This window comes from Aliiruegeria sabulilitoris (assembly GCF_001558155.1).
In the GTDB taxonomy this organism is placed as follows: Bacteria; Pseudomonadota; Alphaproteobacteria; order Rhodobacterales; family Rhodobacteraceae; genus Tropicimonas; species Tropicimonas sabulilitoris.
Map to the genome: position 1 here is coordinate 118,917 of NZ_LOAS01000013.1, position 22,927 is coordinate 141,843.

Annotated in this window: 22 protein-coding genes and 1 tRNA gene; 10 read left to right on the top strand and 13 right to left on the bottom strand. The window is 62.8% G+C overall.

Annotated features, from left to right (window positions below; genetic code table 11):
* The first annotated feature begins 20 nt into the window (after window positions 1-20).
* Together meaB and AX756_RS13950 are read left to right on the top strand one after the other, a co-directional pair.
* Window positions 21-1,004, top strand: a complete 984-nt coding sequence (gene meaB / locus AX756_RS13945) for a methylmalonyl Co-A mutase-associated GTPase MeaB (protein WP_068312493.1) — start codon at window positions 21-23, stop codon at window positions 1,002-1,004.
* Window positions 1,001-1,885: a DMT family transporter gene (locus tag AX756_RS13950; protein WP_438938402.1), complete on the top strand. Its 885-nt coding sequence runs from the start codon at window positions 1,001-1,003 to the stop codon at window positions 1,883-1,885. The genes meaB and AX756_RS13950 overlap by 4 nt, the downstream gene beginning before the upstream one ends.
* 16 nt (window positions 1,886-1,901) lie before the next feature.
* Here AX756_RS13950 and AX756_RS13955 read toward each other — a convergent pair whose 3' ends face one another.
* Complete coding sequence (locus AX756_RS13955) at window positions 1,902-2,384, bottom strand: nuclear transport factor 2-like protein (protein WP_068312495.1); 483 nt, start codon at window positions 2,382-2,384, stop codon at window positions 1,902-1,904.
* A 111-nt stretch (window positions 2,385-2,495) separates the two neighbouring features.
* On the bottom strand, window positions 2,496-3,563 hold the full coding sequence (locus AX756_RS13960) for a dipeptidase (RefSeq protein ID WP_068312497.1): 1,068 nt from the start codon (window positions 3,561-3,563) through the stop codon (window positions 2,496-2,498).
* A gap of 160 nt (window positions 3,564-3,723) precedes the next feature.
* Here AX756_RS13960 and AX756_RS13965 point away from each other — a divergent pair, with 160 nt between their 5' ends.
* From AX756_RS13965 to AX756_RS13980, 4 genes are all read left to right on the top strand, one after another.
* Complete coding sequence (locus tag AX756_RS13965; protein ID WP_068312499.1) at window positions 3,724-4,059, top strand: hypothetical protein; 336 nt, start codon at window positions 3,724-3,726, stop codon at window positions 4,057-4,059.
* A 38-nt stretch (window positions 4,060-4,097) separates the two neighbouring features.
* A complete protein-coding gene (locus AX756_RS13970) occupies window positions 4,098-7,310 on the top strand; it encodes a 4Fe-4S dicluster domain-containing protein (RefSeq protein ID WP_068312502.1) in 3,213 nt (1,070 codons plus the stop codon).
* A gap of 186 nt (window positions 7,311-7,496) precedes the next feature.
* Window positions 7,497-8,102 carry a TetR/AcrR family transcriptional regulator gene (locus AX756_RS13975; protein ID WP_068312505.1) on the top strand — a complete coding sequence of 202 codons (606 nt, stop codon included), beginning with the start codon at window positions 7,497-7,499 and terminating at the stop codon, window positions 8,100-8,102.
* Between the two features lie 199 nt (window positions 8,103-8,301).
* Window positions 8,302-8,616 carry a DUF1476 domain-containing protein gene (locus AX756_RS13980; RefSeq protein ID WP_068312508.1) on the top strand — a complete coding sequence of 105 codons (315 nt, stop codon included), beginning with the start codon at window positions 8,302-8,304 and terminating at the stop codon, window positions 8,614-8,616.
* A gap of 145 nt (window positions 8,617-8,761) precedes the next feature.
* On the opposite strand, the gene AX756_RS13985 is transcribed toward AX756_RS13980, so the two are convergent.
* The 3 genes from AX756_RS13985 to glpX all read right to left on the bottom strand — a co-directional run bounded on the left by AX756_RS13985 (window position 8,762) and on the right by glpX (window position 11,651).
* A tRNA-Glu gene (locus AX756_RS13985) sits at window positions 8,762-8,836 on the bottom strand.
* Window positions 8,837-8,930: 94 nt separating this feature from the next.
* The gene (recJ, locus tag AX756_RS13990) at window positions 8,931-10,682 is read right to left on the bottom strand and encodes a single-stranded-DNA-specific exonuclease RecJ (protein WP_068312511.1); all 1,752 of its coding nucleotides are present in this window, start codon (window positions 10,680-10,682) and stop codon (window positions 8,931-8,933) included.
* Between the two features lie 6 nt (window positions 10,683-10,688).
* Window positions 10,689-11,651, bottom strand: coding sequence for a class II fructose-bisphosphatase (glpX, locus tag AX756_RS13995; RefSeq protein ID WP_068312515.1), 963 nt, complete (start codon window positions 11,649-11,651; stop codon window positions 10,689-10,691).
* 263 nt (window positions 11,652-11,914) lie between these two features.
* On the opposite strand from glpX, the gene AX756_RS14000 reads away from it, so the two are divergent.
* Both AX756_RS14000 and AX756_RS14005 read left to right on the top strand, forming a co-directional pair.
* Window positions 11,915-12,208 carry a Dabb family protein gene (locus AX756_RS14000; protein ID WP_068312518.1) on the top strand — a complete coding sequence of 98 codons (294 nt, stop codon included), beginning with the start codon at window positions 11,915-11,917 and terminating at the stop codon, window positions 12,206-12,208.
* Window positions 12,209-12,229: 21 nt separating this feature from the next.
* Window positions 12,230-13,342: an aminodeoxychorismate synthase component I gene (locus tag AX756_RS14005; RefSeq protein ID WP_068312521.1), complete on the top strand. Its 1,113-nt coding sequence runs from the start codon at window positions 12,230-12,232 to the stop codon at window positions 13,340-13,342.
* Window positions 13,343-13,369: 27 nt separating this feature from the next.
* Here AX756_RS14005 and AX756_RS14010 read toward each other — a convergent pair whose 3' ends face one another.
* On the bottom strand, window positions 13,370-14,656 hold the full coding sequence (locus AX756_RS14010; RefSeq protein ID WP_068312524.1) for a homoserine dehydrogenase: 1,287 nt from the start codon (window positions 14,654-14,656) through the stop codon (window positions 13,370-13,372).
* A 69-nt stretch (window positions 14,657-14,725) separates the two neighbouring features.
* Window positions 14,726-15,055, bottom strand: coding sequence for a hypothetical protein (locus AX756_RS14015; protein WP_068312527.1), 330 nt, complete (start codon window positions 15,053-15,055; stop codon window positions 14,726-14,728).
* Between the two features lie 106 nt (window positions 15,056-15,161).
* Here AX756_RS14015 and AX756_RS14020 point away from each other — a divergent pair, with 106 nt between their 5' ends.
* A complete protein-coding gene (locus AX756_RS14020; protein ID WP_068312530.1) occupies window positions 15,162-15,755 on the top strand; it encodes a TetR/AcrR family transcriptional regulator in 594 nt (197 codons plus the stop codon).
* A gap of 18 nt (window positions 15,756-15,773) precedes the next feature.
* On the opposite strand, the gene AX756_RS14025 is transcribed toward AX756_RS14020, so the two are convergent.
* On the bottom strand, window positions 15,774-16,685 hold the full coding sequence (locus tag AX756_RS14025; RefSeq protein ID WP_068312533.1) for a pirin family protein: 912 nt from the start codon (window positions 16,683-16,685) through the stop codon (window positions 15,774-15,776).
* 145 nt (window positions 16,686-16,830) lie between these two features.
* Here AX756_RS14025 and AX756_RS14030 point away from each other — a divergent pair, with 145 nt between their 5' ends.
* Window positions 16,831-17,370, top strand: coding sequence for a hypothetical protein (locus AX756_RS14030; RefSeq protein WP_068312538.1), 540 nt, complete (start codon window positions 16,831-16,833; stop codon window positions 17,368-17,370).
* A gap of 27 nt (window positions 17,371-17,397) precedes the next feature.
* On the opposite strand, the gene AX756_RS14035 is transcribed toward AX756_RS14030, so the two are convergent.
* From AX756_RS14035 to AX756_RS14055, 5 genes are all read right to left on the bottom strand, one after another.
* On the bottom strand, window positions 17,398-18,006 hold the full coding sequence (locus AX756_RS14035; protein WP_068312541.1) for a TadE/TadG family type IV pilus assembly protein: 609 nt from the start codon (window positions 18,004-18,006) through the stop codon (window positions 17,398-17,400).
* Window positions 18,007-18,023: 17 nt separating this feature from the next.
* The gene (locus tag AX756_RS14040; protein WP_163887315.1) at window positions 18,024-18,569 is read right to left on the bottom strand and encodes a TadE/TadG family type IV pilus assembly protein; all 546 of its coding nucleotides are present in this window, start codon (window positions 18,567-18,569) and stop codon (window positions 18,024-18,026) included.
* 189 nt (window positions 18,570-18,758) lie between these two features.
* Window positions 18,759-20,420: a Tad domain-containing protein gene (locus AX756_RS14045; protein ID WP_068312546.1), complete on the bottom strand. Its 1,662-nt coding sequence runs from the start codon at window positions 20,418-20,420 to the stop codon at window positions 18,759-18,761.
* A gap of 240 nt (window positions 20,421-20,660) precedes the next feature.
* Window positions 20,661-22,220 carry a Tad domain-containing protein gene (locus AX756_RS14050; RefSeq protein WP_068312549.1) on the bottom strand — a complete coding sequence of 520 codons (1,560 nt, stop codon included), beginning with the start codon at window positions 22,218-22,220 and terminating at the stop codon, window positions 20,661-20,663.
* A 373-nt stretch (window positions 22,221-22,593) separates the two neighbouring features.
* The gene (locus tag AX756_RS14055; protein WP_068312551.1) at window positions 22,594-22,878 is read right to left on the bottom strand and encodes an SH3 domain-containing protein; all 285 of its coding nucleotides are present in this window, start codon (window positions 22,876-22,878) and stop codon (window positions 22,594-22,596) included.
* Between the last annotated feature and the right edge of the window lie 49 nt (window positions 22,879-22,927).

The window sequence follows — 22,927 nt, forward strand, 5'->3', positions numbered from 1 at the left end:
AAGGATCGAGGACGGAGCCGATGGATATCGAGGATCTTGCAAACCGGGTTATTGGCGGCGAGAGGCGGGCGCTGGCACGGGCGATTACGTTGATCGAAAGCGGTCGCGCCGATCACCGTGCCATGGCTGTCGAACTGGGAAAAAAGGTTGCAGGCACCGGCCGGCAGGCGCTCCGGCTGGGGCTGTCGGGTACGCCGGGGGTCGGCAAGTCGACCTTTATCGAGGCGTTCGGGATGATGCTGGTGGAGCAGGGGCTGAAGGTGGCGGTGCTCGCGGTGGACCCCTCTTCGGCGCGGTCCGGCGGCTCTATCCTGGGCGACAAGACCCGGATGGAGTTGCTGTCGCGCAACCGCAACGCCTTTATCCGGCCCTCTCCCAGCCAGAGCCAGCTTGGCGGCGTTGCCCGGCGTACCCGCGAGGTCGTGTCGCTCTGCGAGGCGGCGAATTATGACGTGGTCCTGATCGAGACGGTGGGCGTTGGCCAGTCCGAGACCATGGTCGCGGAGATGTCGGACCTGTTCCTGCTGCTGCTGGCGCCGGCGGGCGGTGACGAGCTGCAGGGTGTGAAGCGCGGCATCATGGAGATTGCCGACCTGATCCTGATCAACAAGGCCGATGGCGCGCTGAAGCCGGTGGCGAACCGGACCTGCGCCGATTACTCCGGTGCGTTGCGGCTTCTGCGCAAGCGGCCCGAGGACCCGAAGGATTTCCCCAAGGCGATGACGGTGTCTGCCGTCGAGGGCAACGGGCTGGAATTGGCCTGGGAGGAAATGAACACGCTGGCCGACTGGCGGCGCGAGAACGGGTTCTGGGAAGCCCGCCGCGCGCGGCAGGCCCGCCATTGGTTCGAGGAAGAGGTGCGGATGGGCCTTCTGGCCCGGCTGACCAAGTCCGGCGAGATGCGCGACCACATGAACAGGCTTGGCGAGCGGGTGGCCATGGGCGATCTGGCCCCGGCCGCTGCCGCCGACGAGATGCTGCGGCGCCTTGGCGCGCTTGAGTGAGCCGGCTTGACGTGAGGCCGGTTTCGGACAACCTCGTCGGCGCGGCCTTCATGGTCGCGGCGATGGCCGGCTTCGCCTTCGAGGACATGTTTCTCAAGCGTGCGACCGCGGAATTGCCCGTCGGGCAGGCGTTGGCGATCTTCGGCCTGCTCGGCACGATCTATTTCTCGGCCCGCGCCCTGTCGCGCGGTGAACCGGTGCTGCATCCGTTGATGGTGTCGCGCCCGATGCTGCTGCGGGCCTTGTTCGAAGGCAGTGCGAGGATGTTCTACACGCTGGCCATTGCCGTGACGGCGCTATCCAATGCGACGGCGATCATGCAAGCCACGCCGATCGTCGTGGTGGCCGGTGCGGCGCTTTTCATGCACGAACAGGTGGGCTGGCGACGCTGGCTCGCCATCTGGATAGGGTTCGGCGGTGTGCTGCTGATCCTGCGGCCGGGCGCCGAGGGGTTCGATGCGGCCTCGATCCTGGTCTTTCTCGGCATGCTTGGCTTTGCCGGGCGGGACCTGGCCACGCGGGCCGCGCCACTGGGGCTGAGCAATGCGCAGCTGGGTATTTGCGGCTTCTCGGTGCTGATCCCGGTTGGGCTCTTGCTGCTGGCCGTCACGGGCGGGGCAGTCATGCCCAGTCCCGGTGCCTTTGGAAACCTGCTTTGCGGCAGCGCTTTCGGACTGGCCGCCTATTCGGCGCTGACACAGGCAATGCGCACGGGCGAGGTTTCGGTTGTCACGCCGTTCCGCTATTCGCGGCTGCTCTTCGGGGTTGCGCTCGGCATGTTGTTTTTCGGTGAACGCCCGGATCTGGCGACCTATATCGGCTCGGCCATTATCCTGGCCTCCGGGCTCTTCATCATGTTCCGCCAAGGCCGACGGAAATGAAAACCGCGCGTCGGACCTAGCTGCGCTTTTCCACTGTAATCCGGCTACAGTGGCGCAACACATGGTCGTGATCGTCAAATTCGAGCTCGAAGGTCGCGTCATATCGGATCGCTTCGCGGGTCGGCCCGTCAATACCCGCCATCTTGCCCTTCCAGATCGCTGTGCGGCCGGAGACCGAGCGTTCCTTTTCGATATGCACGATGTAGCGGATCATCTCGGCCTGCTCTTCGAAGAAACGCTGTATTTCCGCGAGGCCCTCGACCTTGCGATGCAGCATCACGCTCTTGTCATGCGGGTCGGGGAATTTGCAGTCGATCGTCGCGGTTTCGGCATAGAGCATTGCGAGGCCGGGGATGTTCAGAAGCGGCCCCATCGCGGCATTCTTGGCCTCAAAGAAATGATCCAGTGCCGTATCGATACAACCTTCCACGACGGTTGCACCACTGGTTTCCTGCGGCAAGCCTGTCGGCTCGTCGCGGTAGATATCCAATTCGATCATCTCTTACTCCTGTCGCAACCGGCGACCGCACACGCGCACTTTCCGTCGCGTCATACTGAGTTAATGCTGCGGTGCAAAATGGAAAGCCTGAATTGCGGCAATTTTGCCGGTTCAGGCGCCGATTATGTTTTCCAAAGTTGCTATCCAGTTACGATACGCCAATTTTTGCAGCAAGTCATCGTCGAATCCATGAACTCGAAGTGCTTCGAGCAACCGCGGAAGACCGGTAACATCCCCGATGGCGGCGGGCACAACACAGCCATCGAAATCGGATCCAAAACCGACATGGTCTTCGCCCAGCTTCCCGATCAGGTAATCGATATGGCGGATCATCGGCTCCAGCTCGCAATCGGCTGCGCCCAGGCCATCCTCACGCAGGAAGAAGGTCGCGAAATTGAGGCCCACCATGCCGCCGCTTTCGGCGATCTGGGCCAGCTGCCGGTCGGTCAGGTTGCGCGGGCTGGGGCAGAGCGCGTGGGCGTTGGAATGGGTGGCCACCAGTGGCGCCGAGGAGATGCGGGCAACATCGTCGAAGCCCTTCTCGTTGAGATGCGAAAGATCGACAAGGATGCCGAGCGCATTGCATTCACGCACCAGCGCCTTGCCGGCCACTGTCAGGCCGGCGCCGATATCGGGATTGCCCGGATAGCGGAAGGGCACGCCATGGCCGAAGATCGTCGGCCGGCTCCAGACCGGGCCGAGCGAGCGCAGGCCGAGCCCGTGGAAGACATGCAGGGCGTCGAGATCCTCTCCGATGGCCTCCGCGCCTTCCATATGCATGACACCGGCCACCGCGCCGCGCTCCATTGCAGAGCGGATCTCGGCGGCCGTGCGGCAGATTACAAAGCCACCCTCGGAGGCGCGTTCCATCCAGAGCATCTGCGCAGCGGCAGAGATCGCGATGGGCAGCGCCTCGCTTGCGGGAACCGGTGCGGGCAGGGGCACGTCATAGGGCGGCTGCTCCATAAGCGCGAACAGGTCCGGCGCGTCCGGATCGGGCGGCGAGGGCACATAGATGGCAAAGAGCCCGCCGGCGAACCCGCCCTCGCGCATGCGCGGCAGGTCGAGATGCCCGTCCAGCCCCCGCTTCAGGAAGATCTCGTCGCGCCGTTCCGGCGCGCGCTCCAGACGAAGTAACAGGTCGTTATGGCCGTCGAAAACGGGGATATTGGTCGTCATAGGGATGTCTCGACTCGTGGGGGAGGATTTCTCGCGACGCTAAGAGCTTTTGCGGTCGACTGAAATGGCAAAAACGGCGGGGCATGGTTGCATCTTGCTATCTCGGTGCAATTGGCTTCTGAATGCTTTTTGTCGCCAATATGAGAACGAGGATCGGAACATGGGTAGGCCGGCGGGCGCAACCAAGGCAATCAACCTGCGGATCGAGTATGAGCACGAACAGCTCGTGCGCGACGTGATTGGGCGTATCCGGCAGGGAGGCCCAGGGTTCCGGGCTGCATTGAAGGCGCTGATCGCGGACGAGGCGGCGGCCGAATACGTTCCGGCCGCCGAGATCCACGCCCGCTTTGCCGCTCTGGAAAAACGCTTGCCCGACGACGCGGCGGCTGCGGCGCTGGAGACGCGGATCAAGGCGTTGGAGACGCGGCTGGCCGAGGTCGAGACGCTCGCCTTCGAGCGGATCACGCGGCTGGGCGCGGATAGCTGTGGCGGCTGAGGCCATGGTCTGAACAGCCAGGGCAAGCAGGAGGGCGCATGAGCATCCGGTTCTTTTCCGACCGAAATCGGCCGGTCCATCTGGGGCCGTACCCGTTGGAGCGGCTGGCGCGGCGCGCTCAACCTGCTGATCTTTCGGCTGTTCCGCCGATGCCGGTGCTGTCTTTCCACCGGCCCGAGCACCCCGAAAGCCTCGTCAACGCGATGGGCGAGTTTCAGGCAATGATGGACGCCATCCGCGGCGGGTTGGTCAATCCGCAGCGGGCCGTCATCCCGGAGAACCCGCAGGATAGGGCCAACCATCTCAAGGCCTTCGGCTATTTCAACGATGCCTCCATGGTCGGGATCGGGCCGATGGACCCTGCCGCGCTGCTCGCGGAGCCGCGGCGCAACCCGGATATCGACCGGCTCGCCCATGCGCTCAGGACACGGCAGACCAAGACGCTCGCTGCCGGGATCGACCTGATCATGGCCGATCTGAAGGAGAGCATGGAGGCGGAGCCGGGCGAGATGGGCCATCACCGGCATGCCATCGTCTTTCTCTATGAACGCCATCGCGAGCCGTGCGCACAGGAGCCGGGCAGCGACTGGATTCTCGATGCGCAGGCGCATCGCGCCTGCCTGCGGGCAACGGAGAACGCCGTCGTTCTGGCCAATTACATCCGCACCTTGGGGTTTGACGCCCGCGCCCACACGATGACGACGGGGGAGGTTGACCTCGGTCGGTTGGCGCTGGCAGCCGGGCTGGTGACAGTGGAAGGCGGGGCGCTGTGCGCACCCTGGCTCGGGCCGCGCTTCGGGCTGGCCGCCGTGACGACCGATATGGAGCTTGCCCATGACACCCCGCTTGCCCCGCTGGCGGAGCAGCGATGGCTGGCCACGCGCGGGCCGTCCTGGTGGCTGGGCACCCGGTCTGCGAAGGGGGTGCTTAACCGCGATCCTTATGCGCGGCGCAACTACGTGGACGGGGCTTACCCGTTCGAGCGGCTGAAGCGGGTCGAGGAGCCTACGACCTATATCGACGAGCCGAATGTCGCCCGCGTGCCCAAGCGCGCCGACATGTTCGCCCGAAGCCAATTCGGCGATATGGGCAAGGATCTGCAACAGGCGGCGACAGGCGGCAAATACGTGCGCAAATCCGCGCCCTCCATGGCGCAACGGCGTGCGCTCGGTGCCTTTGTCCTGTTGCAGGACGGCGTGCCCGACCCGGCGGGCGCCCGGCCCCCGGATGCCGCGCGCAACGCGGCCAACCTGAAGGCGGCGAGCTATTTCCTCGGCATCGACGCTGCCGGCACCAGCCGCTGCCCGGACTGGGCCTGGTACAGCCATGACGCCACCGGCACTCCGATCGACCCGCCGCATGATCAGGCGCTGAGCGTGATCGTGGACCAAGGCTTCGAGACGATGGAGGGCGCCTCGGGCGATGACTGGATCGCCGTCAGCCAGTCCATGCGCGCCTATCTGCGCTTCTCCCTGCTGGGCGGGGTGATCGCACAGCAGATCCGCAACCTTGGCTATTCGGCCAAGGCGCATACGGTGATGGATGGCGAGGTGCTGCAGCCGCCGCTGCTGTTGCTTTCGGGGCTGGGAGAGGTGAGCCGGATCGGCGAGATCATTCTCAATCCCTATCTCGGGCCACGGCTCAAATCGGGCGCGGTGACGACGGACATGCCGATGGCCCATGACAAGCCCATCGATTTCGGGCTGCAGAATTTCTGCGAGAACTGCAACAAATGCGCGCGTGAGTGCCCCTCGGGCGCGATCACCGCCGGCCCGAAGCTGATGTTCAACGGCTACGAGATCTGGAAATCGGACAGCCAGAAATGCACCACCTACCGCGTGACCCAGACCGGCGGCGCGATGTGCGGGCGTTGCATGAAGACCTGCCCGTGGAACCTTGAAGGGCTTTTCGCACAGGCACCGTTTCGCTGGGCAGCCAGCAACGTCCCTTCGGCGGCCGCGTGGTTGGCGGAACTGGATGACCGGCTCGGCAATGGCGAGCTGAACGACGTCAAGAAATGGTGGTGGGATATCGAGCAGGATGAGTCCGGCCGCTACCGGCCGACCGACCATGTCGTGAACCGGCGCGGGCTGCAAAAGGATCTGGAGCTGAAATACGAGGATCAGACGCTTGCCGTCTATCCCGCGCCACTGGCGCCGCACCCTTGGCCCTATCCCTTCCCGATGGACCGCGAGGCGGGGATAGCAGCCTATGCGGCGATGATCCCGGCGGCAGAATACCGTGACCGTTTGGCGCGCGGCGACTACACGGTGCTTCACCGCTACACTAATGCCGAGGCGTCCCCTGTGATGCGGCTGGAAGTGTCCGAGGTCGAGCCGATGACGGCGACGATCACCCGCTACGCGTTTCGCGCCCCCGACGGCGCGCCGCTGCCGGAATGGCACGCGGGGGCGCATCTGGATGTGCTCGTGGCGCCGGAATACCTGCGCCAGTTTTCGCTCTCGAATGACCCGGCAGAGCGCGGGCGCTACGAGATCGGCGTATTGCGGGAGGACCGGGGGCGCGGCGGGTCGGCGCTGCTGCACCGGATCTTCACGCCGGGCCGCAAGGTCTTCGTTTCCCGACCAATCAACCATTTCGAACTGGAGGAAACCGCGCGCAAGAGCTTCCTGATGGGCGGTGGGATCGGCGTGACGCCGATGCTCGCCTTTGCCCATCGCCTGCATGCACTGGACAAGGATTTCGAGCTGCATTTCTCCGTCCATTGCCGGGACGATGCGGCCTACATGGAAGCGCTTGCCGCCGCGCCATGGGCCGACCAGGTGCATTTGCACATCACGGAGGAAGGGACGCGCGCCGATCTCGACCCGATCCTGACGGGCTACCAGCCGGGCTGGCACGTCTACACTTGCGGGCCGGAGCGTTACATGGCGGCTGTCTTGGCGGCAGCCGAGGCACAGGGCTTTCCCGAAATGGCGCGGCACATGGAGTATTTCTCCGTTCCGGAGGCGCCGGAATATGTCGATCATCCCTTCATGCTGCGCTTGAGAGATGGTCGAGAACTTCTCGTTCCAGAAAACAAAACTGCTGCGGACGTTCTGCGGGAGAACGGTGTTCCCGTCGACATAAAGTGCTCTGACGGGATATGTGGTGTCTGTCGTTGCGGCCTGATCTCGGGCGCGGTGGAGCACCGCGACCACGTCCTGTCCGCCGCGCAACGCCGCGAGGCGTTCATATCCTGCAAATCCCGCGCGGCAGAGCCCGGGGGCGTGCTGGAGCTGGATCTCTAGAGGCGCATCCTTGTGACGGCCCACATCTTCGGCGGTCTGTCCGGGGGCGATAGGCGCAGTGCAAGCGTTGGTGTTCTTTTGACGTGGGCCTGACTCTGCGCCGCTCTTTCGGGGGCGGGACAGAGTATATATGTTAGATGCAAACTTTACGCCGCAAGGCATTGAGGCGCCGCAAGGAGCAGGACGTTGAAAAAAGACAGCTACCACCACAAGAACCTGAAGAACGCGCTGATCGAGGAAGCGACCAGGCAGCTCGATGCGGACCCTGACTCCGACATTTCCCTGCGCGGGCTTGCGCGTGAACTGGGGGTCTCGGCCATGGCGCCCTATGCGCATTTCCAGAACAAAGCGGAACTGCTCGATGCGGTGGCGTTGCGCGGGCACGAGATCTTTGGCATTGCGATGCAACGGGTGGCCGAGTCGGACCTCGGTTTGGAAGACCGCCTCTTTGCCTTCAGCTTGGCATATCTGGATTTTTCGCGCGATCATCCCGGGCAGTTCCACCTGATGTTCAATCATGGGCTTCGTGCTGAGGAGGATCCGGTTCGCCAGGCGGGCGGAGCAAACCTCGCCATTCTCCACAACAGCATTGCGGCGGAATTGCCAGGGGCGGACGAGGCAACGCTGATAGTGATGACGGATCTTCTGTACACCGTCACTCACGGGATCACGACGCTGTCGGCCAACGATGTGCTCGGCAGCGTGCACCGGGAAGATTTCGACACCCGGGACCTCGTTCGTTTGGCAATCCAGGCCTTGGCTCTGAAGTTCCAGCAAATGCAGGGATCGTAGATTGCATCGCTTGGTGGCGTTCACGTGAACGCGAAAAAAACTCTCAGTATACTTGCGCCGTAAAGTTTGCGGCATACATATATGTCATCGCCGGGCTTGAAGGGCGGGCGGTGTCGGCGGCGGCAGGTCATTGCCGCCTTCTGCTCACCGATACCTTTCAGGCTGATCCGTGCCGCGTGCCAACTGATGAGAGGAAGATATGACGGCTTTTGACCAAAGACTTAAGGCCTTCGAACATAGCTACGCCCATGATGCCGAGATGCAATTCCGGATCGAAGCGCGGGCGAACAAGTTGCTGGGGCTCTGGGCGGCCGGGGTGCTGGACAAGACGCCATTGGAAGCGCACCACTATGCCAACGACGTCGTGCGCTCGGATTTTGCGGAGCCCGGGGATGCTGATGTCATCCGCAAGGTCGCGCGCGATCTCGGGCGGCACTCTACCGCGGAGGAGGTGCGTTCGATGCGCTCGGCATATATCGAAGCCGCGAAGGCCCAGATTGCCGCCGGCAATTGAAGGGGCCGAAAGGCAGGCGATCCCGGTGCGCGAGGTGGTGATTGTGCCGCGGAAAGGCGCCAGGATCGAAGCTGTCCCACGTGCCCAAGAGCGTGGGACACACGAAGGCGAAAACACCAATATAATAAGGCTTTCAGGGGGAAAGTGGCAGTCCGTAGGGGAATCGAACCCCTCTTTCCAGGTTGAAAACCTGGCGTCCTAACCGATAGACGAACGGACCATGCTCATCGGTGAGGCGCTATTTAGGAAACGGCGCGGGGGGGCGCAAGCGGTTTTTCGCTTTGGGGAAAGATTATTTCCAAGCACTGTTTTCTCTATTGGCCAGCGCTCTCGGCGGCGTCTTCCAGGCGGAGTTGCGGCGAGCGACGACCGTTCCATTCGTTCACTTCCAGACGGCCGGCAAGGTGGAACCGCGCGCCGCCATTCTGCTCCAGCCGCGGGCCGAGCGGTGTGTCATAGGCACCGAAGGCGATAGCGTCCATATGGGCGCCCAGCCCGTCGCCGAAGCTGACCTTCAGATGGTTTTCGCCCACCCGCTTGGCGAAGCGGATCGCCATGTCCGGCAGAACGAAGCGCGGGGCAGGGGCGGAGGCGCCGAAAGGGCCGGCGGTTTCGAGTTTCTCGATCAACTCGACGCTTGCGGCGCCCGGCATCAGCAGCGCATCCACCTTCAGGTCACGCGGGCCGCCGGCATCTGCGCCTTGCCGTGCCAGAAGCTCGCTCAGCCGCTCCATGGCGGCCTCCAGCTTGTCCTCGGCAACGGTCAGGCCTGCCGCCATCTTGTGGCCGCCGCCCTTGATCAGCAGTCCCTCCTGCGCCACGCGCTGGATCGAGGCGCCGAGATCGATGCCCGAGACCGACCGGCCCGAACCCTTGCCCTCGCCATCGGCCAGCCCGATCACCACGGAGGGGCGGTTGGTGGCCTCCTTCAGGCGGGAAGCGACGATTCCCACCACGCCCGGATGCCAGCCCTCTCCGGCCGCCCAGACCAGCGCACCGTCGAGGCCGCGTGCCTCGGCCTGTTCCATCGCCGCCTCGGTAACGTGCTGCTCGATCTCGCGCCGCTCGCGGTTCAGGCGGTCGAGTTGCTCGGCCAGCGCCTGCGCTTCGGATGGTTCGATCGTCGCCAGCAGGCGTGCGCCGAGATCTGCCTTGCCGATGCGGCCGCCGGCATTGATGCGCGGGCCGAGCAAGTAGCCGAGATGATAGGCGCGGGGGGGCTCGTTCAGGCTGGCCACATCGGCCAGCGCACGCAGCCCGACGCGGTTGCGCTGCGCCATGACCTTGAGCCCGGTGCGCACCAGCGCGCGGTTCACCCCGATCAGCGGGGCCACGTCGGCGACGGTGGCCAGCGCCACGAGGTCCAGCAGGGCCATGAGGTCCGGCCCCTTTGCGCCCTTGGTGCGCATCTGTCGGTTCACCTCGACCAGCAGCAGGAACACCACGCCTGCGGCGCAGAGATGGGCCAGCTCGCCGCTCTCGTCCTGCCGGTTCGGGTTCACCACGGCGAGGGCAGGGGGCAGTGTCTCGCCGCCAAGGTGGTGGTCGAGCACGATGACATCCGCGCCCTTGGCGGCAGCCAGCGCTTCGTGCGAGAGGGTGCCGCAATCGACGCAGACGATCAGGTCATGCGCGGCCGCGAGGCGGCTCATGGCGGGCGGGTTGGGGCCATAGCCCTCGTCGATCCGGTCGGGAATATAGAGCGTGGCCTGCCGGCCCATGTCGCGCATCCAACAAATCAGAAGCGCCGCCGAAGAGCCGCCGTCGACGTCGTAATCGGCAAAGATGGCGATGCGCTCGCCGCGCTCGGCCGCTCGCAACATGCGCGCGGCGGCAGGTTCCATGTCTTTGAGCGAGAGCGGGTCGGGCAGCAGGTCGCGCAGGGTCGGCTCAAGGAAGCTCGCCGCCTCCTCGGGGGCCACGCCCCTGCGCACCAGCGTGTGGCACAGCGGCCCGGGCAGCCGGGTCGCCTGCGCCATGGCTTCGGCGCGGCGTTCCTGTTCGATGGACGGACCGACCCATGTCCGGCCGGTAAGCGATTGCTCGACCCCGAGGAACGCCGCCATCCCGGATCAGACCGGGTTGGAGTAGGTGATGCGGCGGACGGAGCCCGTCTTGGAACGCATCAGCAGGGTCTCGCAGGTGAACCGGTGCGGCTCGCGCTTCACCCCCGGCAGCAGATTGCCGTCGGTCACGCCGGTTGCGGCAAAGATCACGTCGCGGGTCACCATCTCGTCCCGGTTGTAGATCTTGTCGAGATCCTCGATGCCGGCCTTGCGGGCGCGGGCGATCTCGTCCTCGTCGCGGAAGGTCAGTCGGCCATACATCTGTCCGCCCATGCATTTGAGCGCCGCCGCGGCCAGAACGCCCTCTGGTGCCCCGCCGGACCCCATATACATGTCGATGCCGGTCAGGTGCGGTTCGGCGCAGTGCATGACACCGGCAACGTCGCCATCGGTAATCAGGCGGATCGCGGCGCCGGTGGCGCGGACCTCGGCGATCAGCTCCTCGTGCCGGTCCCGAAGCAGGATGCACACGTTGATGGCATTGGGTTCGCAGCCCTTGGCCTTGGCCAGCGCGTGAACGCGCTCGGTGGGCGTCATTTTCAGCGTCACGACATCCTGCGGATAGCCCGGTCCGATCGCCAGCTTGTCCATGTAGACGTCCGGCGCGTGCAGCATGGAGCCGCGCGGGCCCATGGCGACGACGGTCAGCGCATTGGGCATGTCGAGCGCGGTCAGCGTGGTACCTTCGAGTGGATCGAGCGCGATGTCCACCTCGGGGCCTTCGCCATCGCCCACTTCCTCGCCGATATAGAGCATGGGAGCTTCGTCCCGCTCACCTTCGCCGATCACCACCACGCCCCGGATCTCGAGCTTGTTGAGCTCGCTGCGCATGGCGTTCACGGCTGCCTGGTCCGCGGCTTTCTCGTCGCCGTGGCCGATCAGGTGCGCCGAGGCCATGGCGGCCGCTTCGGAAACACGGGCCAGGGCAAGCGAGAGCATACGGTCGTGAAATTCGGGGGGATGGTGCATTTGATGTCTTTCCTGGGTCTGAATAACGTAAATGGTTCTTCAATCGGCGTAGCGGTGCAGCGTTGACCCACGCAAGCGCTGTTAGCGCCGAAGCGTCAAAATGGCCACAGCTACCCTGCGGCCCCTGTGGCTCTCCCATCTCCGGAAACGATTCCCGGTTCGGCCAGCTTCCGAGCTTCCGCGAAGAAACGAACTTGCACAAGTGCCTACGGTGTTCTATCGCCCGCGGGTCGTTTCTGCACGCGTAGCGCATAGGTGATCCAATGAGCGCCAGACCCTTCATCAGGCATGTCGTTTTCTTCAGCGCCCGGGACAAGAAAGATGTTCCGACAATCGTCGAGGGATTGTCGCTGCTGGGAAACATCCCGCATTCGCAGAATTTCGGCGTTAGCCAGAACCGGCGCAAGGATGCGCTTTCGGATGATGTCGATGTAATCGTCTATGCGGAGTTCGACAGCGAAGAGGCGCTGGCCGCCTACAAGGCGCACCCGATCTACCAGGAATCCATCGATATCGTCCGCCCGCTGCGCGAGCTTCGCATCGCCGCGGATTTCTGAGGCGGTAACGTCTTGGATCAGATGCAGGTCCTTTTCGATCGCGGGCCGCTCGGCGGGGCGACGGCCTTTCGCGCGCCGATCGAGCTGATCCGCGCCGATCAGCCGGAACAGGTTCCCGCCGCGATGGAGGCATTGAGGAAGGCGCAGGAAGACGGGAAATGGCTGGCTGGCTACGCGTCCTACGAGCTGGGATTCATGTTCAGCCACAAGCTGCGCTGGCTTATGCCGGTGTTGCGCGACTGTCCCTTGATGCTGTTCGGCGTTTTTGATGCGGCCGAACCTTGGATGGAGACCGGTCCGGCCGGGCAAGCCACGCTGGAGCGGCCCCAACCCCTGTGGGATTTCGCGCAGTATTCGGAGGCCTTCGATCAGCTTCAGGCCCATATCGCGGCAGGCGACCTCTACCAGGGGAACCTGACCTTTCCGATGCGCTCGGCCTTCTCGGGCAGCCTGGAAGCGCTCTACCAGCGGCTTGCCGCCCGCCAGCCGGTCCGGCATGGCGCACTGGTCGATCTGGGTGGGCCGGCAATCCTGTCGCGCTCCCCCGAGCTGTTCTTTCGCTGCGATGCCGAGGGCCGTCTGACGACACGACCTATGAAGGGCACGGCGCCGCGCGGGGCAACGCCCGAGGAAGACGCGGCCAATGCCGCGTGGCTGCGGGCGTCGGAAAAGAACCAGGCCGAGAACCTGATGATCGTGGACCTGCTGCGCAATGACGTCAGCCGCATTTCCGAGATCGGCAGTGTCAAGGTGCCGGAGCTTTTCGCGGTGGAGAGCTATGCCACGGTGCACCAGATGACGTCGCGCATCACCTCGCAGCTGCGCGAGGGTGTGACCTTTCCGGATATCCTCGAGGCGCTCTTTCCCTGCGGATCGGTGACCGGCGCGCCCAAGATCATGGCCATGACCCTGTTGCGCAAGCTCGAAGAGAGGGCCCGCAATGTCTATTGCGGTGCAGTAGGGTGGGTCGCGCCGGACGGCCGCATGGAGTTCAACGTCGCCATTCGCACCTTGACCTGCTGGCCCGATGGGCGAGTGGATCTCAATGTCGGCGGCGGTATTGTCCATGACAGCCGCGCCCAAGAGGAATATGACGAAGCGCTGCTGAAATCGCGCTTCGCCTGGCTCGACTAGGGCGTTTGGGGGAAGACCCGCTGCGCTCTAGACCCGCTCGATCCGGATCGCCACCGGCTCGCCCAGAACCACGCCGGTTCCACCGAAGGCGGCGAGCGCGGTGTCGAGCGCATCCCGGTTGGTCTTGTGGGTGACGATCACCACCGGGGCGGAGGCGCTGTCGTGCCGGGTCTGGCGCATGCGGTCGATGCTGATGCCGGCCTCACCCAGAACCGTGGCGATCTTGGCCATCGCGCCGGGTTTGTCGCTGAGGATCATGCGCAGGTAATAGGGAGCCGGCGTCGCAGCGCGCGCCGGGCGTGCCTTTTGCAGGCCGGCGGCCGGCTGGCCGAATGTGGTCAGGCGGGTGCCGCGGGCGATCTCGATAATGTCGCTCATCACCGCGCTGGCAGTCGGGCCTTCGCCCGCGCCCGCGCCGCGCATCACGATCTGGCCCACACTGTCGCCTTCGAGCACGACCATGTTCGTGCCGCCCTGTAATTGCCCGATCGGGCTGTCGGCGGGAACGAGGCAGGGGGACATGCGCTGCTCCAGCCCGCGACCGGTCATCTGGGCAACGCCCAGCAGCTTTATACGGTAGCCGAGGCTGGCCGCGGTGCGGATATCGTCGATCGAGAGCTTCTGGATGCCTTCCAGTTCGACCGCGTCGAAATCCACCTGGGTGCCAAAGGCAATGGCGGCCAGCAACGAAAGCTTGTGACCTGCATCGATGCCGCCGACATCGAGGTTCGGATCGGCTTCCAGGTAGCCGAGCGCGTCGGCCTCGGCAAAGACCTCCTCATAGGGCAGGCCGGCATCTTCCATCCGGGTCAGGATGTAGTTGCAGGTGCCGTTCATGACCCCCATGACGCGGGTGATCTCGTTGCCGGCAAGCCCCTCGGTGAGCGCCTTGACGACCGGGATGCCACCGGCGACGGCGGCCTCGAACCGGATCACGTGGCCGGCGGCCTCGGCGGCCTCGGCCAGCGCCTGGCCGTGAACGGCCAGCATTGCCTTGTTCGCGGTCACCACGTCCTTGCCGGCGGCAATCGCGGCTTCGGTCGCGGCCTTGGCCGGGCCATCGCTGCCGCCCATCAGTTCGACGAACACATCGACATCGTCGCGAGTGGCCAGTGCCACGGGATCGTCTTCCCAAGCATAGCCCGAAATCGGCACGCCGCGATCCTTGTCGCGGTTGCGGGCCGAGACGGCGGAGATCTCGATGGGGCGGCCGGTGCGCGCGGCCAGAAGTTTGGCCTTCTGGCGGACGATCTTGATCACACCGGTGCCGACGGTGCCAAGTCCCGCAATGCCAAGGCGAAGGGGTTGGGTCATGCTCGATACTCCCGTGTGGTCAGGGTTTGGTGTCCGTTGCCGCGTTGCGGCTTTGGCTGATTAGCCTGTTCAGCTTTCCTGTGCAACGCGTGCCGCTTCGGCCCGCAGCTCCGCTGCCCTGCGCAGAAGCTCTGCCTTCTCTTCTGGCGAAATTACAGGCCCGCTTGCCGCTTCCGCACGCGCTTGAAGGGCGGCGGCCCGGGCAAGCATCTCGTCGCGCGTCTCGGTGTCGAGCAGGGCTTCGGAGGCGGGCTCCAGCACGACGGCATTATCCGTCAGCACAGGGCGGTCGGCCTGCCGGGCCTTGTCGGTTATCCTCTCGTCCAGTTCAGGGAACTGGGCGCAGGCCGTCGGCAACACAAACAGACAGATCGTGACTAGCAAGGGGGCAGGGCGCATTGCAGGCTCCGGTGACTCTGCGCGCAACCTATCCAAGCCGCCCCCTCGGGGGCAAGCCGTACAATGTCCTCTTGAATTGAACGCTCGTTCAATGGATGCTCGGGCAATGGCACGAAAGACAGGCTCCCACGCTGAAATCACCGGCCCCAGAATCCGCGACGCGGCGTTGAGGCTGTTTGCGCAACATGGATACGCGGCCGTCTCCATGCGCCAGATCGCGGCCGAGGTCGGCGTGCAGGCCGGCGCGCTCTATGCCTATACGCCCGACAAGCAGGCACTGCTTTTCGACCTGATGAAGGGGCATATGGAGCATCTTCTGGAAAGCTGGGAGGCGGTGGAACAACCCGCCGATCCGGCCCGGCGGCTCGAAGCCTTCGTCCGGTTCCATATACAGTATCATCTCGACCGGCCGGACGAGGTGTTCATCTCCTACATGGAGCTTCGCAACCTGGAGCCGGAGAACTTCACCGCGCTGGAGACGTTGCGGCGGCGCTACGAGGATGCCTTGCAAGGCATCCTGACCGAGGGGTGCGCGGCGGGACAATTCACCATCAGCGATACCCGCGTTGCGGTGATGGGGTTGATCGCCATGCTGACCGGCGTAAGCACCTGGTTCCGCGAGAGCGGCCGGCTGAGCCGGTCGGATGTCGAGCAGGTCTATTGGGACATGACCCGGCGTGCCGTTGGGCGCGCCGGGTAAGCTCTTTCTGGCCCTGCCTCAATGCGCCGGGCGGATGAAGGTGCCGTTGCGCAGCTCGGCAAAGGCCTTGCGCAGCTCCTCCTGCGTGTTCATCACGATGGGTCCGTGCCAGGCGACGGGTTCCCGGATCGGGGCGCCCGCCACCAGCAGGAAGCGCACGCCTTCGGGGCCGGCCTGAACCACCACCTCGTCCCCACGCCCAAAGCGGATGATCGTCCGGTTGCCAGACAGGTCGCGGATATTCACCTCCTGGCCCATCACCTCCTTTTCCAGCAAAACGCCCTGCGGCGCGGCGGCATCGGCAAAGGCGGCGGAGCCTTCGAACACGTAGGCAAAGGCCTGCCGGTAGGTGTCCACCGGGAAGGTCTTGCGCACCCCGGCGGGCACGAAGATATCGAGATAGAGCGGATCGGCGGCAATGCCGTCCACCGGCCCACTCTGGCCCCAGAAATTGCCGATGATTACCTTCACCCGCGTTCCGTCGTCTTCGAGGATCTCCGGGATCTCGGTCGATCCGACATCCTGGTAGCGGGGGGCGGTCATCTTCAGGTCACCCGGAAGGTTCGCCCAGAGCTGGAACCCGTGCATCTGGCCGACATCATTGCCCGAAGGCATCTCCTGATGCAGGATGCCCGATCCGGCGGTCATCCACTGGACGTCGCCCGCGCCGAGCGAGCCGGAATTGCCCAGGCTGTCGCCATGTTCGACCGTACCTTTCAGCACGTAGGTGATGGTCTCGATGCCGCGATGTGGGTGCCACGGGAACCCGGCTAGAAAATCCTCGGGCCGTTCGTTGCGGAAATCGTCGAACAGCAGGAAGGGATCCATGAGTTCCGGATCCTGAAAACCGAAGGCACGGTGAAGTTTCACCCCGGCCCCTTCCATCGTGAGGGTCGCCCGGGACATGTGGTCAATGGGTCTGAGGGACATTTGCGCTCTCCTTTGTCCAAAGGTAGCGACGCGGGTGGTTTGTTACAATTCGCCGGTCACTCTCGGGGGCGCGGTGACAATGTGCGTTTTCGAACATGAACCATTTCCCCTCGCGCTTTGTTCTGTTGCCGGGTAATCAGGCGCCATGACCGATACAACCTCCCCGTCCGAAGATATCCTGGCCACCATTTCGCCATCGGCGCCCCGGCGCATCCTTGGCATTGTCGTGCTGTGCACGTTGGGGGCGAGCCTCGTCTATCTCGGCATCGTCAAGCCGCCGGCCGAGCTGCACTGGCAGGTCTTCCTGATCGGCCTCGGGGGCTTGACGCTCTTCTTGGCCGAAAAGCTGCGCCGGGCGACGGAGAACTCGCTGGAGCTGACCGCCGAAGAATTGCGGGAAACCACGGGTCGGGTCGTTGTGCGGGTCGAGGATGTGGTGGCGATCGAGCGTGGCGCGTTCGCGATCAAGCCGTCGAACGGCTTCCTTCTCCGGGTCTCGGTTTCGTCCCCCGATGGCAGCCACTGGGCGCCCGGGCTCTGGTGGCGGGTCGGCAAACGGATTGGTGTCGGCGGCATCACGGCTGCGGCGGAGACCAAGACGGTAGCCGAGATCCTCTCCGCGCTGCTGATGGCTCGCGTGACGGACCAATTGACCGACACGTCGGAGAATGAACCCGGCAACTGACGGACAGGCCGGCAGGCCCGCCCCGGATCAGTTGTTGTAGCAGTGCTCGACGCTGTCGTTCGACTTGGTGAATTTCATCTGCCCGGACATACGCGGGGCGGTGAAGACGGTGTTCTCGAAGACCTGCGGATCCAGCCCGACATCGAAGGCGGGGCTGTAGGCCATGAAGGTTTCGGCAACGATCAGTTCATCCCCGAGCGGGAAGATAGGCACCTCGTTCGCGCGGGCCTGGAGGTCTTCGGTCGTCAGGATATCGCGACCTTCGCTGGCCTTCGACCAGCACACTTCCAGAACCCGGGCGCTATCGTCTTCACATTCTTCGGTGCACTCGATGATCGTCAGGCGCAGATGGGTCTCGTAGTTGCCATAGGTCAGGTAGGCATAGATATCGTCCATGCCGTCGAAATAGTCCGGGTCGACCCCGTCGGTTTCCCGGCTGATCATATCGGCGATGGTATAGGTCGCCTTGAGGTTCACGTTCTGCATCCGGAAGGCGTCGAACCAGACGAAGGAGCCGACATAGACCGCGCAGAGCAGGGGCATGATGATGGCGGCTTCAACCGAGAGCGAACCGTCGGTCCTGTCACGGAACTGCCGGAGCGCGAGGCGGGCGGGGCGGAAAATACGGTCGGACATGGTGCAATGCTCCTCCCTTAACCCGGCTCGTTCACGAAGGCGGATTGCGTCATCAACGCGTAGTGATCGTCATCGACCCGCGGAAGCCTCAGGCCAAGCCCGGACAACGGGAAGAAGGGTTGCTGCAGAGCGCAGACCTGAACCAGCATCATCTCGTGCTGAACCCCCAGCTCGAAGGTTACGGCAGGCTGGATATCCGCAGTCTTGTCGACGCAAAGCATGGCGCCGGGAGTGATGGTCCAGTCATCTTCATCGACCGAGCTGAGATTCAAGCGAAGGTTTTCCTCGCAATTTGGCAGGATCAACGCCTCGTCGCAGATATTGGTCTTTACCTCGGCATAGGTCGGATCGTCCCATTCGCCGATGCGCAGCGCGCGCACGACGATATCGGTGGCGCGGTCCAGCATCACCTGGCGGACCATCAGCAACCCGATCTCGAAGGCATTCATGAACAGGACCATGAAGATCGGGAACAGGATCACGAACTCGACGGTCGCGTTCCCGTCGTCCCTGCCGAGGCGACCGCGCCCAAAGCGCACTATCGAACCTGTTCTCCCAAACATTCCATTATCCTCGGTTTCTGAAATCTCGTCCCAAAAGCTCGTCTTCTTCCCCGGCCTGTTGAATGGCCTCAGGGTGTCCCTGCCGAAATTCAACCCGACCCGTGTGGCTGAATTTGGGCGAGAGAGGGTCATACGCGCGGTTTGTTGCCGGAACGTGGACGGTCAAGGCCGGTAAGTCCGGCCCTGATGTTATTGCGTCAGGCGAAGCTGGTTGATCTGCAGCGCGATCGAAGCGAAGGCGCTGGAAATGTCCACGCTTTGCACGTCGTAGTAATAGGAGGAGAGCGTCGCGCAATCTTCGAGCGTTGCATCGGCCACACTGTCGTCTGTATCCATGCCGATGGTGAAGATCAGTATGCCTTCTTCCTTGGCAGCGGTGCAAATCGCGGAGGTATAGGCGTTCTTTTCGTTGCCCGCCCATGTCGTCTCGTATTTGGAGCCGATCTCCCGTAAGACCTTGTCGTAATAGTAACTCGCGTAGGAATTGCTGCCATTGTGATTGACGGGCGAGAGGAATTCATAGGCGAATTTGTAGACCGTCATGCTCGCCCAGACTTCCGCCCAGGTCATCTGAGCATTATCTTCCATGTCGCCATAGGGCGTGTCGTACCAGTCATTTTCGGTGCTGCTGCTATAGTAGCATCCCCGTTTCCCGCATTTGTAGGTGTAGGTAGTACCTTCGCGATAATACTGATCGTCCTGATAGTAGGAGTATTGCTCTTCCTTCGAATTGTAGAAGAGCGGCGACAGGCCGGATTTGTACGCGTCCTTGATATCGCGCTGATAGCGGTTCGCGCCGTCGGACATGACCACGAGGATCTTCATGGTACTTTCGCGATCGTAGTCGAAGGGTTGCCCCTCAAGGTCGCCATCAACCTCCTTTGCGTCGATCATAGCGCTCAGAACCGACTGGGCAGAAGGGTCGAGCATGGCGACGCCCCATTTCGTGCCGACATCGATGGAGGTCCAGCCCTCCGCATACATGGCGTCGATCCGGCCGTAGAGGGTGTCCGCATCCGAGGTCCAGGGCGTGATGTCCCGTCCGCCAGTCGTGTCGCAGATTTTCGGGTCATAGATCGTCCAGCCGGAGTTGTTCGGATCGAAATAGGCCATCCGGTTGAGCTCGTCTGTCGACTTGATGGCCGCGGAACTGAAATCGTCTTCGTCGAAGGTGACGCAATGGGTCGTGTCGTGTTCGTTGGAGACGTTGTACTGGTCGAGCAGCGTCTTGCCGACTGTGACCTGTTCGGCAAAGGGGACGAGCGAAATGATCGTGCTCCCCTCGTCCGAGTCCTCCTTGGCCACTGTCTCGACGAAATCCTTGGCAGCCTCCTGCAACAGCTTGAGGCGTGTCTTTCCACTCGACGTCCACGAGCCCATGGAGCCGGAATTATCGAGCACCAGCGCGACTTCGAGGTCGGCCAGGGTCTCATTGGCCTCGCCGGAGGCTGGAACGGACAGCTCGTTGATCCCGACCATTTCGAGAAAGATCGTTTCGATCTCGGCCGAGGCATCGGCCGAAACCGTACGGTAGTTGATAGCCTGCGAGACTTTCACATCCTTCAGGTTGTCGGAGAGCCCGGCCTTTTTGAAATAGTCCTCGACCACGGATTTCGGATCGAGTGTCTGTTCCAGGTTGGCCGCGGCAAGAACGGCCCGGTCCAGTGTATGCTGCAGCTTTGCCCGGTTGTATTCGAAACGCGCGACGTCGATCGACATGCCGATGGCGAGCATCATGCAAATAAGGATGAACAGGCTGAAGACGATCAGCCCCCCGTCCTGCTCCCGAACAAACTTCTCAATCTGACCGGAACGCCAACGCGACCGGTTCGAATTCTTCGAAATACCCATCTTCCCTACTCTTACAGCATTGAAAGCTGTCACCTCCCCCAAGGCGCAGTTGCTCTATCGGGCACCCTAAACGTGACGAAAAAGCAGCGCCATTTTGGCGCCGCCTTGGTTAATCGTTCAGATTTTGAAACAAAGCGTATCGAATTCAGAACCAATTGATTTTGCTCGTTTAATTGCGCCAAGTAAGTTTCATGCCTTCTTTACCAAAGGTCAAGTATTAACCTTACCAAGCGTCATTTTCTAATTGGTCAGCCGCAATTGGTTGATCGTTCGGGCGATCGAGTTGAAGGCCTGGTCGAGGTCGTCGCTCTCCACGTCGTAGAAATACGAAGACCCGGAAGCACAATCGGCCAGCGTCGTGTCACCCTGCCCATAGGTGTCCATGCCGATGGTGAAGACAAGCACGCCCGCATCCTTGGCCGCCTTGCAGATCTTGGAGGTGTTGGTGTTCTTGGTGGAACTGGAGAAGCTCTTCACCACGTCGGAATACGCCGTCCGGTCGCTCAGGCCGGGCACCTCCGCTTCGACCTCGTTGACGTAGTACTTGACGCTCATCATCTCCCAGACCTCTGGCCAGGTGAGTTGCACCGCGCTGTCCTGGCCCGTCGGCAATTGGCGCCAGGCATCGGCCTTGAAACGATAATACTTCCTGTCGCCGCTACGATCGGCATCGTAATAGGAAAGGTTGTCCAGCGACGCTTCGGTCCCGTTCAGGAACAGCGGGGACAGGCCCGCGCGATACGGATCCTTGATGTCGTACTGGTTGGTATTTTCGCCGTCGGACATGATGACAAGGTATTTCATCCGGCTGACTTCCGCATCGCCGCTGCCATAATCGAAGGGCTGGCCGGCGAATTTCTTGTCCACTTTCTTGTCATCGACAAGTGCCGTCAGGACCGGGCGCGCGGAGGGGTCGAGCATGGCGGCGCCCCATTTCGCGCCCAGCTCGATCGAGGTCCAGCCGGAGCCGACCATGGCGTCGATCCGCCCTTTCAGATAGTCGACATTGTCCGACCATGGCGTGATCTCGCGGCTCGAGTCTGTGCGGCAGACGCGAGAGCTCGAATACGGAGGCATCCGGGTGTTGCTCGGATCGAAATGCGCGGTCCGGTTGAGCGATTGTGTTGTCGCGAGTTTCGCCGTGGCGAAATCCGCGTCGTCGAAAGTAACGCAGTTAGAATAGCTGTGTTCATTGGAAACCTTGTACTGGCTAAGGATGTCCGCTCCTGCGGTCACCTGGGTCGCGAATGGAATAATGGAAATGGCGACCTTGCCCTCGGAACTCTCATTGTCGAGAACCTGTTCGACAAAGTTCTTTGCGGCCGGCTTCAGCAGTTTCATGCGGTAGTTGCTGTTGCTCGCCATCGAGCCGGAATTGTCCAGCACGAGTGCGATTTCCAGCTCGCTCACCGATTCCATGGCAGAGCCTGCGGCAGGGGCCGAGAGATCGTCTATGCCGACCATGTTCATGAACATCGTTGGCACGTCATAATTGGTCTGGGCGGACACCTCGCGGAAATCGATGCCCTGTTTGACGGTGATCTCGACGTCTTCAGGGTTCAGGCCCGCGCGGCGGAGGTAATCCTCGACCACCGATTTCGGGTCCAGCGTCTGGTCCAGGTCGGCCGCGGCCAGAACGGCAGAATCTGTTACGTTCTGCATCTTGATGCGGGTGAACTCGGTGCGCACGGTATCGATGGCCATGCCAATGGCCAACAACATGCAGATCAGGATGAACAAGGTGAAGATGATCAGACCGCCATCCTCTTCGCGTGCAAAACGACGCAGGGATGTGGACATGACAAACGGTTTCCGCGGAGCGCGGATTCTCAAATCGGACTCAAACAACATTTTTGGCACCCTTGCCCCCCGGCTAAATGGGCGCCCCTACCCAGGTCTTCTTTTTGCCACAAAATTGGCGCGACTTTTAGAAGAACCTGCCTAAATGATGAATGAAATGTGGATTCCCGTTTCAAATCAATTGATTGCATTCCGGCTCGCTCCGGACGGCGGTTTCCGGGCTGAGAACGATGGCAAATGGCTTGGGCGATTGTCTCTCCACGAGGTCACGCAGGCCCGAATTGAGACCGAATCGCTGCGGGAAAAAAGGCCGAACCATGTCGGAGATCTGGCCATTTATGTCCGGAATGTGGAGGCGGGCGGAGATCGGGCCTCAGCGGTCCTTCAGGTAGTGCCCTGACACATAGCCCTTGAGCTGGCGCACATCGCGCAGTGAAACCTTGCACCACGGCGTTCCACCAACCCGGTCGCAGCCATAATTGCGCAGAATAGTGCCGTTCGGAAGCCCGACCACCACGCGATAGCCCATGCCCGGGCCGGAGCGCAGCTTGAGCATGTCGTCTTCATCGACACCGGTCACCTCGGAGAGAGGGGCGGCAATGGCCGGCACGGCCGACAGCAGAAAGGCGACCGTAGCCGCGAGAGTGAGTGGTTTCATTGGACTGCTCTGTGTTTTTTGTATTGGGGCCAGTGTCTCGCAGGCGGCC

Coding starts and splice junctions, on each gene's coding strand:
- AX756_RS14000 (WP_068312518.1), top strand. CDS start 11,915: ATGAGCGCCAGACCCTTCATCAGGCATGTCGTTTTCTTCAGCGCCCGG.
- AX756_RS14035 (WP_068312541.1), bottom strand. CDS start 18,006: ATGTCCGACCGTATTTTCCGCCCCGCCCGCCTCGCGCTCCGGCAGTTC.
- glpX (WP_068312515.1), bottom strand. CDS start 11,651: ATGCACCATCCCCCCGAATTTCACGACCGTATGCTCTCGCTTGCCCTG.
- recJ (WP_068312511.1), bottom strand. CDS start 10,682: ATGGCGGCGTTCCTCGGGGTCGAGCAATCGCTTACCGGCCGGACATGG.
- AX756_RS13955 (WP_068312495.1), bottom strand. CDS start 2,384: ATGATCGAATTGGATATCTACCGCGACGAGCCGACAGGCTTGCCGCAG.
- AX756_RS14050 (WP_068312549.1), bottom strand. CDS start 22,220: ATGTCCACATCCCTGCGTCGTTTTGCACGCGAAGAGGATGGCGGTCTG.
- AX756_RS14045 (WP_068312546.1), bottom strand. CDS start 20,420: ATGGGTATTTCGAAGAATTCGAACCGGTCGCGTTGGCGTTCCGGTCAG.
- AX756_RS14015 (WP_068312527.1), bottom strand. CDS start 15,055: ATGCGCCCTGCCCCCTTGCTAGTCACGATCTGTCTGTTTGTGTTGCCG.
- AX756_RS14010 (WP_068312524.1), bottom strand. CDS start 14,656: ATGACCCAACCCCTTCGCCTTGGCATTGCGGGACTTGGCACCGTCGGC.
- AX756_RS13965 (WP_068312499.1), top strand. CDS start 3,724: ATGGGTAGGCCGGCGGGCGCAACCAAGGCAATCAACCTGCGGATCGAG.
- AX756_RS14055 (WP_068312551.1), bottom strand. CDS start 22,878: ATGAAACCACTCACTCTCGCGGCTACGGTCGCCTTTCTGCTGTCGGCC.
- AX756_RS14020 (WP_068312530.1), top strand. CDS start 15,162: ATGGCACGAAAGACAGGCTCCCACGCTGAAATCACCGGCCCCAGAATC.
- AX756_RS13980 (WP_068312508.1), top strand. CDS start 8,302: ATGACGGCTTTTGACCAAAGACTTAAGGCCTTCGAACATAGCTACGCC.
- meaB (WP_068312493.1), top strand. CDS start 21: ATGGATATCGAGGATCTTGCAAACCGGGTTATTGGCGGCGAGAGGCGG.
- AX756_RS13960 (WP_068312497.1), bottom strand. CDS start 3,563: ATGACGACCAATATCCCCGTTTTCGACGGCCATAACGACCTGTTACTT.
- AX756_RS14025 (WP_068312533.1), bottom strand. CDS start 16,685: ATGTCCCTCAGACCCATTGACCACATGTCCCGGGCGACCCTCACGATG.
- AX756_RS14030 (WP_068312538.1), top strand. CDS start 16,831: ATGACCGATACAACCTCCCCGTCCGAAGATATCCTGGCCACCATTTCG.
- AX756_RS14005 (WP_068312521.1), top strand. CDS start 12,230: ATGCAGGTCCTTTTCGATCGCGGGCCGCTCGGCGGGGCGACGGCCTTT.
- AX756_RS14040 (WP_163887315.1), bottom strand. CDS start 18,569: ATGTTTGGGAGAACAGGTTCGATAGTGCGCTTTGGGCGCGGTCGCCTC.
- AX756_RS13970 (WP_068312502.1), top strand. CDS start 4,098: ATGAGCATCCGGTTCTTTTCCGACCGAAATCGGCCGGTCCATCTGGGG.